The organism is Actinomadura sp. K4S16 (assembly GCF_008327685.1).
In the GTDB taxonomy this organism is placed as follows: Bacteria; Actinomycetota; Actinomycetes; order Streptosporangiales; family Streptosporangiaceae; genus Spirillospora.
Genome location: NZ_BDDE01000014.1, coordinates 1 through 16,163, shown reverse-complemented (window position 1 = coordinate 16,163; position 16,163 = coordinate 1). Strand labels below are relative to the sequence as shown.

Here is a 16,163-nt window from a genome sequence, read left to right as displayed (position 1 = left end):
GGGGACGGCGGCCTCGGGTAGGAAGCCGTCGCCGGCGCGGACGTCCGCCCTCCTGCTCTCGGGAAGCCAGGAGGGCGGCGCTACCGCGGTCCGCTGCGCCGGGCCTTGGCTGTTGGCGGCCAATGCCCGCGGCGGGGTATCCCGATCAGCTGCCGTCGAGGGCGGCCGAGAACTGGTCGACGGTCTTGGCATGCCGCCAGCCGGCGGGCAGGTCGGCGGCCTCGACGCCGACGCCGAACATCCTGGTGTCGCTGCGGCCCTGGAGCCACAGACCGTCGGTGTAGGGCGCGTACAGACGTGCGCCCGCCGGGATGTTCGCCGGACGGACGACGGTCTCATCGGGGGAGGGCTGCCAGTTGGTGATGTCGTCGAGAACCGCCACGACCTTCGCCTGCGGATTGAGCGCGGCCAGCTTGGCGGCCGGGGCCGCGCCGCCGGTGAAGACCGAGACGTAGACCTTGCCGCCCGTCACCCCGCCCTTCTTCCCGTCCAGCACCTTGTGGACGTTGAGGACGAAGGTGACGTAGTCGTCCTTCGCCTGGGTGGGATCGCCGGCGAGCCGGATGCCGTCCTCCACCTTCGTCAGCGTCCCCGTGACGATGAGGTCGGCCTTCTTCCTGGCGTCCGCCGGCGACGTCAGCGGGTCGTAGTCGACGTCGCGGTTCTGAGCGGCCAGACCGGTCAGCGTGCGCACCGAGCCCGAGTCGCCCGCACCACCGGCGGCGGCGGACCCGGCGTCGGATTCGCCGCCGGAGCACGCGGTCGCCGTGAGCGCGAGACTGATCGCGGCGACGGACATGACGACGATGTTCGTCTTCATATTGGTGTCCCCTCGGCTCAGTAGCTCGCGTTGATGTGGCTGCGGTCATGGGCGGTGTAGCTGCGCCAGACGATCGAGCGGCTCGGGACCTCACCGCTGATCATGGCGCACTTGTGCGAGCTGCTGGCGTGGTGGCCGAAGCCGATGGTGTGCCCGATCTCATGCACGGCCGTCTTGCGGTAGTCGTACCAGTCGTCGGTCCCCTTGGCGAGTTCGGGGAAGTCCATCCAGATGGTGGCGCTGTCGCACTTGGGACCGATGAGCCGCGTGCATTTCGTCTGGCCGCGCACGCCCGCCTCCAGATTCTTGGTCAGCCAGACGACGTCCGTCCTGAGGGTGCAGCTCTCGGACTTGGCGCCCATGTCGGTGGTGTTGGCCAGGCGGTTCATGCCCCAGACCACGGACGTCCTGCGTGCGGTCGTCCAGCCGCCGCCGCGGATGCAGTATGTGTGGGTGGCGTTGTCGGCCAGCCGGGTCTCGGGGAACGGCGTCGCCTGCGCCTGGGCCTGAACGGCCAACAGGGCACCGGAGGCGACGGCCGTCACCGTGAGGATTCGGAGGGCACCGGCCAGGCGGCGAGGCCGGCGCGCGGGGAATTCGCCGCGCGGGGGATTGGCTGTCATTTCCATCATCTCCGCGAACCCACGGACAGGGCGGATTCGATAGGGGCTTTAGCAAAGAGCTAAGCCCTTCGGCATGCGGTGACGACAGAAGCCAGGGCACCAGTTCGGCTAGTCCCTGGGAACTATGCGGAGCAACGCCGGGCAAGGTCCGGTGTCAGTGCGCCACGGGAAATGTGATGGGGCGACCAATGTTCAACGGGTAATTGCTGCAATGCGCTGAGTGAGCGCGGCTTTCCCGCCGCTTGCGGTCTTCCCGTCCGGAACCTAGGCCTGGAGCAGTTGTTCGCGAAGGATGTCCGCGTGGCCGCAGTGCTGGGCCAGTTCGCGCAGCATGTGAAGGTAGACCCAGCGCAGCGGCAGCGGCCCGCGCCGGTTGCCGAGCACGAGATCGTCCAGGGCCTGGTCCGCCGCGGCCTGGCGAGACGCCGCGCAGGCCTCCCGATGGGCCCGCTGGACGGACGCGATCGTGTCGCCGTCGTCGAGATCGAACGACTCGTCGGGCGTGTCCGGGATGCCGATCTCGCTGCGGGACCTGCACTTGATCGCCTCGTCGAACCAGACCTTCTCGACGAACGTCGCGTGCTTGACCAGCCCCAGCAGCGTGGTCTTCGAGGCGACCAGCGGGCGTCGCGCCTGCTCCTCGGTCAGCCCGTCCAGGCAGTCGTGCAACGCGGCCCGGTGCTCATCGAGGAACACCTCGAACTGCTCGCGGAGCGGTGCGTCCCAGACGGCGGATTCCATGGACGAGAGGAGAGCCATGATCCCAACGATATGGGTCCCGCTCACCCGCGGTGCACGAGAAGCGAGCACGTGCTCGGCGCTCAGGGTGGGATGAGCACCTTCCCCACCGCGTAGAGCGGATCCTCCCTGACCAGGGCGGGCACGTTGTCCTCCCACCCGCGCCGGACGTCATCGAGGCCGCGCTTGAAGAGCCGCCGCAGGGCGAAGCCTCCGAACAGAGAGGCCAGCGCGCCCACCGGCCGGGCCCACGAGCGTCCGCGGACCACCAGGGTCACATCGATCGACCAGCGACCGTCATCCGCCGGCTCCGCAGCGATCGCGAGTTTCAGCGAGACAAGCGAATGCGACAGCCTCGCGGTCAACTGCGGCTTGGCCCGCTTCGCGCCGGCCTCGCTCACTTGCTCCCACCACCGTTCGATATCGGCGCTGCCCTTCCACGACATCTGCCGCAGCCGTCCCGAACCCTGGTACCTCCCTGCCATGGTGAAATTCCTCGGCCGCGTGGCGCTGTCAAAGCGCAGCACACCGGAGGCGGTGCCGTCGCCGTCCGAACTGGTGAATTCAACGCTGGTCTCGCGGCGGCGGCTCCACCGCGAAACGACCAGCTCGCTCGTCGAGTCGTCGTCTGCTTCGCCGTCCCCCTCCAGCCGGTACCGCGCGCCGGTCGCCAGATGCCGCCCTTTGACGAGTCGGACCCCTTCGATCTCGCCGATTTCGGTGACGACTGCGCCATCGACCACACGAGCCGTCTCGAGCACTTCGTACAGGTCGGCAACGAACGTCTCAAACCATTGACGCGGCAGGGCCGAAACCGTGATCGAACCATGAAATCGCGCCATAACAGCTAATCCGCCCCGCACCCACCCGCGTTACCCCTCCAACCCCGACGCCCCGGACAGCCCGAGGTGGAGCAAGAGGCGTTCGAGCGTAGATTGTCCGAGGTGGGCATGGGCGAACATGACGAAGTACCCCCGCGCTTCCGCACGCCTGCGGACTACCTCGACGCGGCGAGCGCTCTGCACACCGACATGCAGACGTTCCTCCATCTCGCCCGGTGTCCGTACCCATTCGTCTGGCAGGCAATGGCGTCCAACCCCCGCACACCTGTGGACGTCCTAGCCGACCTGTCCTCAAAGCGGGACAGCGCTTGGAACGACGGTCTGCTCTTGCGGCTCCTTGCCGAGCACCCCAACGCTGATCGCGAGGTGCTGCTCAGAGTGATGGCCGAGATCGAAGCCCGATTGCTGTCATCCACGACTCGGCCATACGCGGCTGTGCTCGCACTCGCCACCCGGCAGGAACTGCAACCGGACGAGTTGCATCACCTGGCCGCATTGCCTGGTGCGTCAGCGCGCATGCGAACGGGTCTGAGACGTCGCCTCGCCGAACGGACCCCCCGAAAACAGTGAGCAGGTCGCCGTCAATGTCGTCAGGACTATCGCCAACTGCCGCGAGCGCTGGGCCGACCTCGTCCCGCGCGCCGGAATCAACGCGTCAGTCGCGCGCGCCGCCTCCGCACTGTGGCCGAGCGCCCTGGTGACGTCGGGGTCGCTGTTGTTCTCAGCAGTTGCAGAGGAGGCCGCGGGAGCCCCATTTTTCGAAGATCGGCTTGATCTCGGCTTCGGCCAGGGCCACCGACTGCTTGGGCGTCTGCCTTCCCTGGGCGGCGCGCGCCATCATCCGCGGCAGGATCGATCGGGTGAACACCTCGCCGATGGCGGGGTTGGACGGTCCCGGGTAGCCGATGTTCGCGGTCCATGTCGCCGCGTCCTGCAGCAGTTTGAGCTTGTCGGACGGCCGTGCCCCGAACGGGTCGTCTGACAACCAGCGGTCCAGTTGCGGCACCACGGCCGGAAACGCCGGCAGGTTGTACAGCTCGGACTGGTAGGTGCTGCTCGCGTCGTTGGCCGACAGGTTGAGAAGGAACTCCTTGGCGGCGTCGACATTCCTGGAGAACCTGGGGACGAAGTAGACGAAGACCGGCTGCGGGCCGCTGAGGCCCAGACCCGTCGGGCCCCTGAGCGGTCGCTTGAAGAAGATGTCGTCGGCGATCCTGGGGGCCTCGGCCTGCGCGGTGCGGAACGCCGAGACGGGGTTGGCGATGTAGGAGAGTCGTCCGGCTATGAGCCCTTGGTTATTGGAGAGCTGGTTCCAGGAGAACACCTCCGGGGTCATCGCCTCCCGGTAGAGCCGCACCATGGCGGTGACGGCGGCGACCGTCTCGGGTGAGTTGATCACCACCTGCTCGAGCTCGTTCTGCACCGACGCGCCGTACGACCACATGAGCGCCCGGACCGAGATGTTGGAATCCAGCTCGTTGGACATGCCGATGCCCACGGGGACGTTGAGCTTCCGTTTGATCGCCCTGCCGCCCTCACGCAGTTCGTCCCAGGTCGACGGTCCGTCGCCCATTCCCACCTGCCGCCACAGGCTCTTGCGGTAGTTGCCCTGGCAGGGGGCCCAGGCGTGGGTGTAGCCGTAGTACTTCCGCGTGGAGGGGTTGTAGGCGGCCTTCCTGCAGAGGGGCTGTTCGAGGCCGAAGCGTCTGACCGCTTCCGCCTGGAGGTCGCCCATGTCGACGAGGTACGGTTCGAGCTGCGCGGGAGGGCTGATCCACTCGATGAGGTCCTGGCCGGTCCCCGCCTCGATCAACGCCTGCGTGCGCGACACGAGACTCTCCGGGACGACGTGCTCGACTCGCACGTCCACTCCCACGCGCCTCCCCCACTCCTTGGCGAAGGCGTCGAACCACCTGTCGTAGCGGGGCACGTAATGCCTCCGCTGGAGGATCGACAACGTGCCCGAGAGCTTCCTGGTCGGCTCGAGAAAGATCGTGGGGGGCTCCGGCTGCGCCGCGGTCCCTTGATCCCCGCCTCCGGGGACGCGTGCGGCCGCCGTCGCGCCAAGTGCCCCCACCCCCGCCAGCTTGAGCGCCCCGCGCCGAGAGACGCGTGCAGGATCCCGTCCCATCCCAACCCCCCAGTGTCCCGCGGCGGTGACCTGGCTCCCGGACTCATCGCCGCAACCTCCGCACGGGCCGCGTTCAAGCCCGATCGTCACCAGCCGTGCGTACCCGTGACGCAGAGTTACCAACCCGCTGCGATGCGCCCTTACTCGGATATGTGCAAAGTCCACCGGGCGCTGACGCTCGCCCCAGCGCGCCACCCTCCGACCACCGCGACGAACGGCTCCGCGCGCTCTCGGCGCCGGGTCCATTCCTTATATGGCATGACGGCCACTGCCAGCCGCGACCTTCATCGACGTCGACGGCGGGGGTGCCGAGGCGGTCAGACCGCTTCGGGGATGCCGGCGCGGCATCGGGCGGCGTCCAGGGGCTGCGACGCCTCCTCGAACATCGCGGCGGCCCGCGACAGCAGTTCGGCCGCCTCGTCCGCGGCCCCTTCGGCGCGGGCCAGGTGGGCTCGCGCCTCCAGCATCGCCGCCTGCCAGGCCGTGCCCTCCCACATCGCCGCGGACAGCTCGGCCCGCTCCAGGTGGCGGCGCGCCTCGGCGAGGTCGCCGGCGCGGGTGCACGCGATCGCGGAGGGGACCTCGAACATGACGGCACAGAACGGGCAGAAGTCGGTGTGGGCCAGGGACGCCTCCGCGGCGTCGACGACCGCGCGCGCCGCCTCGGGGTCCTCCTCGGCCGCCACCATCGTGCCGTAGACGCGCTGGAGCAGGTGCATCGCGAGCGGTGCCCAGCGGGCGAGCGGCAGGGCCCGGCGGAGCAGGCGGCCGGCCTCGGCGCGGTCGCCGAGGGCGAGGCGGACCTCGGCCAGCCGCTGCAGCGAGTGCGCCTCGCCCATCGTGGCGCCGAGCTCGCGATGCAGGTCCACCGCGTCGGTCAGCTCGCAAAGCGCGAGGCCCAGGTCGCCGTGCAGCAGCGCGGCCTCGCCGATCACCGTGCCGGCGAAGGCCACCGCGCGCAGCGCGCCGGCCCGCTCCGCGGTCGTGCGGAGGGTCCGGGCGAACTCGATCACTTCCGAGTAGGGGGTCGGGCCGTAGAGCAGGAACTCGACCACGCACAGGTGCGAGTCGAAGACGGCCGTGGTCAGCCCGGGGTCCTGGCGGGTGCGCATCAGCTCCAGCCGCATCAGCTGGTCCCACTCGCCGCGGTTGTGCGTGATGAGCCCCTTCAGGGCGATCATGTCGAGCTGCCGCCAGCCGGCGCTGTCGGCCGCGCTCAGCCGGTCGGCCGTCGACACCGCCTCCCACGCGGCGTCCAGGTCGCCGCCGAAGTAGGCCAGGTAGCCCTTGATCAGCATGATCGTGGCGTTCGCGTCGCGCTGGTCGCGGCCGTCCCCGCCCGTCTGCTCGCCGTCGGCGGCCGGGGCCTCCAGCCCGGCCAGCACCGCGCCCGCGGTGTCGAGGTCGTGGAGGTAGACGGCCGTCAGGGCCATCCGGGCGCGCAGCGGCCGCCGCGCGGCCTCGGGAGCCGCCGCGACGGCCTGCCGGAACGCGGAGATCGCGGCCGGGTCGCCGACCGCGCCCAGCAGCTCGGCCCGCAGCGCCAGGACCCTGGCCAGGTCCGCTCCCTCCGCCACCGAGCGCACCGAGTCCACCAGGGACAGCGCGTCGCGGTAGGCCCCCACGGCCGCCTGGGTCTCGGCCGCCCGCAGGACGTACGGCACCGCGGCCCGGTGCTCGCCCGCGGCCAGCAGATGGTGGCCGACGCGGGCCGGCGAGGACCCCATCGCCGCGAGCCGCCGCGCGCAGGCCCGGTGCAGCGCCCGCTCGCGGTGCGGCGGGATCCCGGCGAGCAGCGCGTCGCGGATCAGCCGGTGCCGGAACCGGTAGCCGCCGAGGGTCCGCTCGACCACCAGGGCCGCCAGTGCGGCGTCGAGGCAGTCGAACGCCTCGTCCTCGTCCGGCAGGCCGCACAGCGCGATGAACTCGTCGGTGTCGAACGTCGATCCCGCCGTCGCGACGGGTTCGAGGGCGGTGCGCAGCCGGGGGGACAGCACCGCCAGCACGGCGTCGCCCGGCATGGGCTCGCCCTCCGCGCCGCCGTCCCGGGAGAGTCCGGCGGTCCGCGCCAGCTCGACGATCGGGAACGGCACCCCGCCGGAGACGTCCCAGATGTGCTCGACGAGCCCGCCGGGCGCGTCCGGGCGGCAGGCGGCCACCAGCTCGGCGGTCTCGGCGCGGTCGAGTGGCGCCAGGGCCACCTCGATGGCGGCCGTCCGGCCCAGCAGGCTCGCCCGGACGTTCTCGAAGGCCTCGGTGATCGGCTGCCGGCGATGCGTCAGCACCAGGATCAGGCGCTCGGACAGGCAGCTGCGGGACAGGTAGTGGAGCAGCCGCAGGCTGGCGTCGTCGGCCTCGTGCACGTCGTCGACCGTCAGCAGGACGCCGGTGCCCGCCGCGGCGAGCCGGACCAGCTCGGCCACGGCCACGAACAGCCGCTGGTGGCTGCCGTCGCCGTCCCAGTCGAGCACGCGGCCCGACAGCGCCCGGTCGATGTCCTCCCGGCACCGGTCGTCCAGGCCGTCCAGCAGGGTGGGGTGGTGCCGGCACAGGTCGGCGAGGGCCTCCAGCACCGGCGCGTACGCCCAGGCGCCCTCGATCGGGGCGGCGACGCCGTGCCCGACCCGCCAGCCGCTGGCGGCGGCCCGTCCGCGCATCCACTCGGCGAGCGTCGACTTGCCCATGCCGGGCGCGCCCGAGATGAACACCGTGCGGCCGAGGCCGCGGTCCCGGCCGGCCTCCGCCAGCAGGCCTTCGAGGGTCGCCGTGGACGCCGCGCGGCCGACCAGGGCGGTCCGCGCGGACGGGGCGGGGCCGCCCGGCGGGCCGGCGGTCTCCACGAGCGAGTTGCGCAGTGCGATGGCCTCGTCGCTCGGCCCCACGCCCAGTTCCCGGTGGAGCGCCCGGTCCATGCGCTCGAACTGGCGCAGTGCCGCGCGGCGGTCCCCGAGGCCGGCGTGCCGGCGCATCAGCTCCAGGTGGGCCTCGGTGTCGGCCGGGTCCTGCTCGGCTAGCTCGGCCCACCGCCGGGCCTGGCGCAGCATCCGGAGGTATTCGGAGTGGAGGCGATCCCGCGGCTCGTCCGCCCATGGTTCGTAGGGGTCTTCGGGCAGGAGCGGGCCCCGGTACGCGTCCGCCGCCTCGGACGCCGCGGCCTGGTCGCCCTCCTGGAGGGCCTTGGCGGCGAGTTCCTGGAAGCGGAGCACGTCGATGTCGATCTCGACGTCCGGGAAGAGCATGACCGATTCGGCGCGCAGCACCAGGCTGCCGGTACCGAGGACGCGGCGGGCGAAGTGCGCCGCCTTGTGCAGGCGGGGCGCCGCCTCGTGCACGGGCACGTCCGGCCAGAGCGCGTCCATGACCTGCTCGCGGTGCATCCGGCGGCGGGGCGCGAGCGACAGCATCTTCACCAGCGCCGCGGCGTGGCGCCGGCTCCAGGCAGCGGCGGGGACCGGGTCTCCCGCGACCCGGACCTCGAACCGGCCCAGCAGCGCGACCTCGACGGCCTCGCGCCCGGCCCGCTTCACCATCGACCACCTGCCGATCCATGGCCGCTCATGTCGCCGACCTCCACTCACCATAATGCGCATTAGTGATTATTTGCCGCTGTTCGGACATCGTTCCCGCAGGTGACAGGGCCTCTGACAGGGCCTCTGACAGGGCCTCTGACAGGGCCTCGGTCTCCTTGCTGATCGCCGAGCTCATCTCCCGCAGCAGCCCCTGGACCTCGGCGACGTCCCAGCGGTATCCGGCCAGCCGGTCCGCCACCTTGAAGATCGGCCCGCAGAGCCGGTCGCGGCGGAACTGGTACCTGGCGAGCGCCTCGTGCTCGGCGGCCCCGCGCAGCATCTCCGCCACCGCCTGCTCCAGCAGGTGCGCGTCGCGCAGCGCGTCGGTCATGCCGTGCGTGCTCAGGGGATCGAGGAAGCCGCCGGCATCGCCGACCAGCGCCCAGCCCGGGCCCCACGCGCCGCGCAGGAAGCCGGCACGGCCCGGGAAGGCGTGCAGCCGGCGGGGCGCCTCGGCGGCGGCCAGCCGGTCGCCGGCCTGACCGGCGATCTCCGCGGCGAGCCGCCGGTAGCCGCGGCGCAGATCCCCGGCGACCTCCCGGGCGAACCGGTCGGCCGGGACGCCGGTGAACAGGCACACGCGTCCGTCGTCGGTGGGGATGAGCCCGGCGCTGCCGCCCGGCCGGTAGAACCACTCGTACCCGTCGGTCGGCAGCCCCGTCCAGTATCCGTAGACGATCGCGCCGGCCCCGGTGCCGACGTGCTCCGTCCGCGCGCCGGCCCGCCGGGCCACCAGGGAACGCGCTCCGTCGGCGCCGACGGTCAGCCGCGCGCGGACCCGCACCGGATCGCCGGAGCGGGCCCGGCCCACCACCCCGGTGACCCGCCCGCCGGAGTCGCGGACCAGGTCGGTGACGGCCACTCCGAACCGCACCTCCGCGCCCGCCGCGACGGCCGCGTCCACGAGCATCGAGTCCAGCAGGGTCCGCCGGGGCGCGTACAGCGCGTCCACCCCGGCGGCGGGCTTGATCGACACGGTGACCGTCTCGCCGGGGTAGTGGAACCGGGTCCGGCGGACGGGGGGCGTGCCCGCGGCGGCGATCCGGTCGAGCAGCCCCCAGCGGTGCAGGAGCGTGGCGCCGCCCCGCATCAGCGCGTGGGTGGACAGCGTGTCGGTGCCGCGCCGGGCCCGTTCCAGCACGAGGACGCGCAGTCCGCGGCGGGCCAGCAGCATCGCGGTGGCCGCGCCGGCGCAGCGCGCGCCGACCACGACGGCGTCGTACTCGCCGGAAGGGGCTTGCGGGCGGGGAGCGCCATGCGGATCGACGGCGTGGGAGGCGCGCCGGTCCGGCCGGTGGTGCGGGGTCGAGGCAGGCATCATCGTGTTCCGTTCGTCAGTGCGGCGTCCGTCGCGGCCGTGCGGCACGCCGGACGGCGATGTGGTCGGCGAGGTAGGCGGCGTCGTGCCGGGCGCCGCCGATGAACGTGGAATCGCGCCGGTACTGGAACCGCAGCCCGATCGCGTACAGGCCGGGGGCGGCGGTCACGCCCCGCCGGTGCCGGATCCGGCCGGTCCCGTCCAGCACGGGGACCTTCAGCCACGGGTAGCGGGGCCGCATGCCGGTGGCCCACACGACCGTGGAGACGGCGGCGCGCCGCAGGTCGAGGGTGCGCGGCCCGGACTCCAGCAGCACGGGCGGGACGGGCTCGGCGTCCGGTACCGGCGAGCCGGCCACATGGTCGTCGATCCCGGCGAGGACCCTGCGCAGGCGCGCCTCGGCCGCCGCGGTGGTGGCGCCCAGGTCGTCGGCGAACCGGACGACCCCGCCCTCCACCGCCGCCAGCCGCCCCGCCACCCGGACTCCGCGGTCCCGCAGTGCTCCGAGGTCCACGGCCCGGTCGGAGCCGCTGAGCTGCAGGGACGGCTCTCGCAGCGCGCGCGCCGGGTCGGGCAGGTCGTCGATCACCCGGTCCAGCGACCCCGTGCGCTCCAGCCACCAGAAGATGTCCCGGCCGCGGTAGCGGCGGGGCAGCCGGCTGTGCGCGCCGACCGCGAGCGTGATCTGCCGCCCCGCCCGGCGCAGTTCGTCGGCGATCTGCACGCCGGACGCCGAGGCGCCGACGACCAGCACGCCGCCCTCGGGCAGGTGCGCGGGGCTCCGGTACCCGGCCGCGGTGACCTGCACGAGGTCCGGCGGCAGCCCGGCGGCGCACCCGGGCACCTGCGCGTGGGCGTGGTAGCCCGTGGCGATCACCAGGTTCGCCGCCGTCCAACTGCCGCGGTCCGTGCGGACGACGTATCCGCCGTCCCCACCGGGGAGCTGCCGGACCTCGGTCACCGCGGTCGACTCCACGACCGGCGCGGCGAACGAGCGGGCGTAGTCCTCCAGGTAGGAGGCCAGGCCCGCGGCGGTCATGAAACCGTCCGGGTCGGCGCCCTGGTACGCCCGGCCGGGCAGCCGCGTCAGCCGGTTCGGGGTGAGGAGCCGGCACGAGTCCCAGCGCGCGCTCCGCCAGCGTTCGGCGATCCTCCCGCGCTCGACCACCACGTGGTCGACGCCGCGATCGGCGAGGTGGCGGCTCATCGCCAGGCCCGCGTGCCCGGCGCCGATGACGACGGTGTCGATGTGACCGATGTCGATGAGGTCCGTGTCGGTGCGGCCTTTGCCGTGGCTGTACACGATGGGCTCCCCGTGCGCCGGCGGTCCGGCGCTGCCGATCGAAGAGTGGATGGGGCGGGGGGCGAGCCGGCACCGGCTCGGTGAGCGCGGCACCGGCCCTGTGACCCGTGCCGGCCCGCTGGGCGCGGTGCCGGCGGGCGGACGCCGGCTCAGTCGGTGGCGACGTCGATCTCGACCGGGACGCCGTTGCTGATCACGTCGTACACGGCCGACCGGGCCCGCGACTGCTCGACGAGCCCGCGCAGGACCTCGTCGGAGGCGTCCCCGGAGATCCTGAAGCCGACCCGGATGCCCTGGTAGCCGTTGCGGACGTCCTGCGACAGGCCCAGGATGCCGAGCAGGTCGATGTCGCCCTCGACGGTCGACTCGACCTCGGTGAGGGTGATGCCGCGCGCGGCGGCGATGTTGGCCAGGCCCGCGGTGAGGCACGCGGCCAGCGCGTGCAGCAGGAACTCCACCGGGGTGGGGGCCTTGCCGCCGCCGACGAGCACCGCCGGGTGGTCCGCGTCGTACGCGAACTCCTCGGTCCGGGTGGTGTCCTCCTGGCCCGCGCCGTAGAAGCCCTTGATGGTGCTGCGGTTGTGCGTGCCGGTGATCCAGCGGTTGGTCGCGCGGAACTGGAACCGGGCCAGCTCGGGCTTGCCCTTGACCGCGTCCAGGGTCGCGAACAGGGCCGGAACGTCGACGCCGTTGCGCGGCGCGCGGCTGAGCGTGGTGGCCATTGTGCTTCTCCTTCTGTCGTCCCGCCCGTGCCGCGGCGGCGCCGCGGACTGTGCTGCCGTTCGGGGCGACGTGAGGAAGCTACGAAGGGCGCCTTCCCCGGACCTTCCCCGATGGCTCCGGCCCGGGAAGGTCGCGGGGAAGGGCCGCGGAAGGTCCTCGCGCGAGCGTTGTGGTCGGCCGATGGTTCACGACGTCGCGAGGAGAAGGCCATGCGGACGGAAGGGACGGCGACGAGGCCGCCGTCGACGGACACCAACGGGATCGAGGCGCGCGCCGGGAGCGAGGCCGGCGCCAGGATCGAGGCGGAGGGCCTGAGCCGGGACGCGGGCGGCAGGCGCATCATGGACGAGGTCTCGCTGGTGATCGAGCCGGGCGAGCTCGTCGCGGTGCTCGGCGGCAGCGGCGCCGGAAAGACCACGCTGCTCGAGACGCTGGCCGGGCTGGCCGCGCCGTCGGCGGGCGGGGTCCGGCACGACGGCGCCGACCCGGCGGCGGGCGGCGCGGTCGGCTTCGTGCCGCAGGACGACATCATCCACACCGAGCTGCCGTTGCGGCGCACGCTCGCGTACGCCGCCCGGCTCAGGCTCCCGGCCGGGACGCCGGAGGCGGCGATCACGCGCCGGGTCGACGAGATCCTGCACGGCCTCGACCTGGCGGAACGCGCTTCCGTGCCCGTGAGCGCCCTCTCGGGAGGGCAGCGCAAGCGGGCCAGCATCGCGGTGGAGATGCTGGCCCGGCCGCGGGTCTGCTTCCTGGACGAGCCCACGTCCGGATTGGACCCGGTGACGTCCGTCGAGGTCCTGAGGCTGCTCCGCGCCCTGTCGGGCGGGGGCGTCACCGTCGTCCTCTCCACGCACCGGCCGGAGGACGCGGATCTGTGCGATCGGGTGGTGCTGATGGCCCCCGGCGGCACCCTGGCGTTCAGCGGCTCGCCGGAGGAGGCCAAACGGCAGTTCGGCGTCACAGACCTGGCCGACGTCTATGTGCTGCTCGACGGCGCGGCGGGCCACCGCGAGCCCACGGCCCCGGAGGCGTCCACAGCACCCACGGGCTCCGCGGCGCCGGGCGTGCCTTCGCGGCACCGGCCGGGCCCGATCCGCCAGTGGTGGCACCTGACCCGGCGCAACGCCGAGGTCATGGTCCGCAACCGGCTCACCCTCGCCGTCCTGCTCGGCTCACCGGTGCTGGTGACCTCGATGATGGCGGTCCTGTTCGAACCGGGCGGGTTCGCCCCCCGCGGTCACGGGGCCGCGCCGGTGCAGATCGTCTTCTGGCTCGCCTTCGACGGCTTCTTCTTCGGCCTCACCTACGGCCTGCTCCAGATCGTCGGGGAGTTCGGCGTCTTCCGGCGCGAGCGGTTCGCGGGACTGAGCGTCACCGCCTACCTCGCGTCCAAGATCACCATGCTGGTGCCGCTGCTCGCGGTCGTCGACGTGCTGCTGCTCGGCGTCCTGCGGATGCTCGACCGGCTGCCGCCCGCCGACGCGCGGGTGTACGCGGCGCTGTTCGGCGTGATCCTCATGGAGGCCACCTCGGCGCTCGCGCTCGGCCTGCTGGTCTCGGCGGCCGTGCGGAACGCCGCCCAGGCGTGTCTGGCGCTGCCGATGCTCTGCTTCCCGCAGGTGCTGTTCGCCGGAGCGGTGGTCCCGGTGACGGACATGGCGGCGCCGGGCCGCGCGTTCGGCCAGGTCCTGGCGAACCGTCACGCGTTCCAGGCCCTCGGCTCGCTCCTTGATCTCGATGAGCGCTTCGCCGGCTCTCCCGACCTGTCGTCCTACGTGCCCGCCTTCACCGTGAGCGCCTGGCGCGACCTGCTCCTCCTCGCGGTGCTGGGCGTCGCCGCGTTCCTCGCGGCCGTGTGGACCCTCCACCGGAGGACCCTCCCCACCAGCCGCTGACTGGTGCGGTGACCGCCTTCGTGCGGCGTTACTGGCCGCTTCCCGCACGCGTCGCTGGGAGTTCGCAGACGCCTGCTGATCTAGTGCCCCCCTCACTGCACCGCCCCTTAGGGAGGCACCCCAGCCATGACGGAGTTCAACCGGCGGCGCTTTCTACAGCTGGCAGGTGGAACCGCAGCGTTCACCGCGTTGCCGAACAGCATCGCAAGAGCGGCTGCCATCCCGGCCCACAACCGCACCGGCACCATCCGCGACGTCGAGCACATCGTCGTGCTGATGCAGGAGAACCGTTCGTTCGACCACTACTTCGGCTCCTTGCGCGGGGTGCGGGGCTTCGGTGACACGCGCCCGGTGACGCTTCCGAATGGCAAGACGGTGTGGCACCAGTCGGACGGCACCAAGGACGTCCTGCCGTTCCGTCCCGATGTGGACGACCTCGGAATGGAGTTCATCCAGGGCCTCAACCACGACTGGAACGGGGGGCACAAGGCCTGGAACGACGGCAAGTACGACCAGTGGATCCCCGCCAAGACGGCGACGACGATGGCCTACCTGACGCGTGAGGACATCCCGTTCCACTACGCGCTCGCTGACGCGTTCACCGTGTGCGACGCGTACCACTGCTCCTTCATCGGCAACACCGACCCGAACCGCTACTACATGTGGACGGGGTACACCGGTAACGACGGTGCCGGCGGCGGGCCCGTCCTGGCGAACGACGAGCTCGGCTACGACTGGACCACGTACCCAGAGCGGCTAGAGAAGGCCGGGGTTTCCTGGAAGGTCTACCAGGACGAGGGGGAGGGCCTGGACGCGGCCGGATCCTGGGGCTGGACGAACGACCCGTACATCGGAAACTACGGCGACAACTCGCTGCTCTACTTCAACAAGTACAGGAACGCCAAGCCGGGCGACGCTCTCTACGAAAAGGCCCGAACCGGAACCAACGCCAAGGCCGGGGACGACCTGTTCCGCATTCTGAAGGCGGACGTGCTGGGCGGCAGACTCCCGCAGATCTCGTGGATCGCCTCCCCTGAGGCGTTCAGCGAGCACCCGAACTGGCCCGTCAACTACGGCGCCTGGTACATCGCGAAGGTGCTGGACGCGCTGACCGCTAAGCCGGAGGTGTGGAGCAAGACCGTCCTGCTCGTCACCTACGACGAGAACGACGGGTTCTTCGACCACGTCGTGCCGCCCGTCCCCCCGTCCTCGCGCGCGAAGGGCCTGTCCACCGCCGAGCCCACCAACGAGATCTACCCGGGGTCGGCCAAATACGTCGCCGGCCCGTACGGGCTGGGCCAGCGGGTCCCGATGTTCGCCGTCTCACCGTGGAGCAAGGGCGGCTGGGCCTGTTCGCAGGTGTTCGACCACACCTCGATCATCCAGTTCATGGAGCGGCGCTTCGGCGTGCGCGAACCCAACATCTCGCCCTGGCGCCGCGCGGTGTGCGGGGACCTCACGTCAGCGTTCGACTTCGCGCGTCCGAACGAGCGGCCGGTGCCCCTTCCCGACACCAGCGGATACGCGCCCAAGGACCACGAACGGCACAACGACTACGTCCCCACCCCGCCGAAGACTCCTGCCCTGCCCGAGCAGGAGCGGGGCGTCCGTCCCGCGCGGCCTCTGCCCTACGCACCCGTGGTGGACGGCAGGCTCCGCGGCGGCAAGCTCGTCATCGACTTCTCTGCCGGGACCCAAGCGGGCATCTGTTTCCACGTGACCTCCGGCACCCGGACCGACGGCCCATGGACCTACACGGTCCATGAAGGCAAGAAGCTGTCGGACTCGTGGAAGGCCGACGGAGCCTACGACTTCTCGGTGCACGGCCCGAACGGGTTCCTGCGGCGGTTCAAGGGAGCGGCCGGTACCGGAGTGGAGGCGACCGTCCGCGACAACCGCGGCATGTTGAAGCTCCTCCTGGTCAACAACGGCAAGTCCCCCTGCCGCCTCACGGTCTCCAACGCCTACGGCGGACGTTCGGCGAACTACACGATCCCGCCCGGCGGCCGAGCCATCCACAACACCGACCTGGGCCGGACCAAGTCCTGGTACGACCTCTCCGTGACCTGCGCGACCGACAAGTCCTTCCTACGACACTTCGCCGGCCACATAGAGAACGGCAAGCCCAGCACAACCGACCCGGCCCTGAGCCCCTGACCCGTGGCCACACCCCTTTGACGCCCTCGCCAAAGACCACC

The 16,163-nt window shown here is 71.8% G+C and carries 12 protein-coding genes; 3 read left to right on the top strand and 9 right to left on the bottom strand.

Annotation, left to right across the window (positions count from 1 at the left end; genetic code table 11):
- Positions 1-145: 145 nt before the first annotated feature.
- The 4 genes from K4S16_RS18340 to K4S16_RS18325 all read right to left on the bottom strand — a co-directional run bounded on the left by K4S16_RS18340 (position 146) and on the right by K4S16_RS18325 (position 3,023).
- Positions 146-820, bottom strand: a complete 675-nt coding sequence (locus K4S16_RS18340; protein ID WP_149260211.1) for a hypothetical protein — start codon at positions 818-820, stop codon at positions 146-148.
- 17 nt (positions 821-837) lie between these two features.
- Positions 838-1,338, bottom strand: a complete 501-nt coding sequence (locus K4S16_RS18335) for a hypothetical protein (RefSeq protein WP_149260210.1) — start codon at positions 1,336-1,338, stop codon at positions 838-840.
- A 369-nt stretch (positions 1,339-1,707) separates the two neighbouring features.
- Complete coding sequence (locus tag K4S16_RS18330; RefSeq protein WP_149260209.1) at positions 1,708-2,202, bottom strand: DinB family protein; 495 nt, start codon at positions 2,200-2,202, stop codon at positions 1,708-1,710.
- 62 nt (positions 2,203-2,264) lie between these two features.
- Positions 2,265-3,023, bottom strand: coding sequence for a hypothetical protein (locus K4S16_RS18325; RefSeq protein WP_149260208.1), 759 nt, complete (start codon positions 3,021-3,023; stop codon positions 2,265-2,267).
- A 102-nt stretch (positions 3,024-3,125) separates the two neighbouring features.
- On the opposite strand from K4S16_RS18325, the gene K4S16_RS18320 reads away from it, so the two are divergent.
- The gene (locus K4S16_RS18320) at positions 3,126-3,593 is read left to right on the top strand and encodes a hypothetical protein (RefSeq protein WP_200841957.1); all 468 of its coding nucleotides are present in this window, start codon (positions 3,126-3,128) and stop codon (positions 3,591-3,593) included.
- A gap of 151 nt (positions 3,594-3,744) precedes the next feature.
- On the opposite strand, the gene K4S16_RS18315 is transcribed toward K4S16_RS18320, so the two are convergent.
- The 5 genes from K4S16_RS18315 to K4S16_RS18295 all read right to left on the bottom strand — a co-directional run bounded on the left by K4S16_RS18315 (position 3,745) and on the right by K4S16_RS18295 (position 12,066).
- Positions 3,745-4,953 carry an extracellular solute-binding protein gene (locus K4S16_RS18315; protein ID WP_160160946.1) on the bottom strand — a complete coding sequence of 403 codons (1,209 nt, stop codon included), beginning with the start codon at positions 4,951-4,953 and terminating at the stop codon, positions 3,745-3,747.
- A gap of 518 nt (positions 4,954-5,471) precedes the next feature.
- Entirely contained in the window at positions 5,472-8,684 is a 3,213-nt protein-coding gene (locus K4S16_RS18310; RefSeq protein ID WP_149260206.1) for an AAA family ATPase, read from the bottom strand.
- 25 nt (positions 8,685-8,709) lie between these two features.
- Positions 8,710-10,041: an NAD(P)/FAD-dependent oxidoreductase gene (locus tag K4S16_RS18305; protein WP_149260205.1), complete on the bottom strand. Its 1,332-nt coding sequence runs from the start codon at positions 10,039-10,041 to the stop codon at positions 8,710-8,712.
- Between the two features lie 16 nt (positions 10,042-10,057).
- On the bottom strand, positions 10,058-11,344 hold the full coding sequence (locus K4S16_RS18300) for an NAD(P)/FAD-dependent oxidoreductase (RefSeq protein ID WP_200841956.1): 1,287 nt from the start codon (positions 11,342-11,344) through the stop codon (positions 10,058-10,060).
- Positions 11,345-11,493: 149 nt separating this feature from the next.
- Positions 11,494-12,066 (bottom strand): OsmC family protein, encoded by a 573-nt coding sequence (locus K4S16_RS18295; RefSeq protein WP_149260204.1) that lies wholly within the window; start codon positions 12,064-12,066, stop codon positions 11,494-11,496.
- 210 nt (positions 12,067-12,276) lie between these two features.
- On the opposite strand from K4S16_RS18295, the gene K4S16_RS18290 reads away from it, so the two are divergent.
- The gene (locus K4S16_RS18290; RefSeq protein ID WP_149260203.1) at positions 12,277-13,965 is read left to right on the top strand and encodes an ATP-binding cassette domain-containing protein; all 1,689 of its coding nucleotides are present in this window, start codon (positions 12,277-12,279) and stop codon (positions 13,963-13,965) included.
- 126 nt (positions 13,966-14,091) lie between these two features.
- Positions 14,092-16,122: a phosphocholine-specific phospholipase C gene (locus K4S16_RS18285; RefSeq protein WP_149260202.1), complete on the top strand. Its 2,031-nt coding sequence runs from the start codon at positions 14,092-14,094 to the stop codon at positions 16,120-16,122.
- Positions 16,123-16,163: the final 41 nt, after the last annotated feature.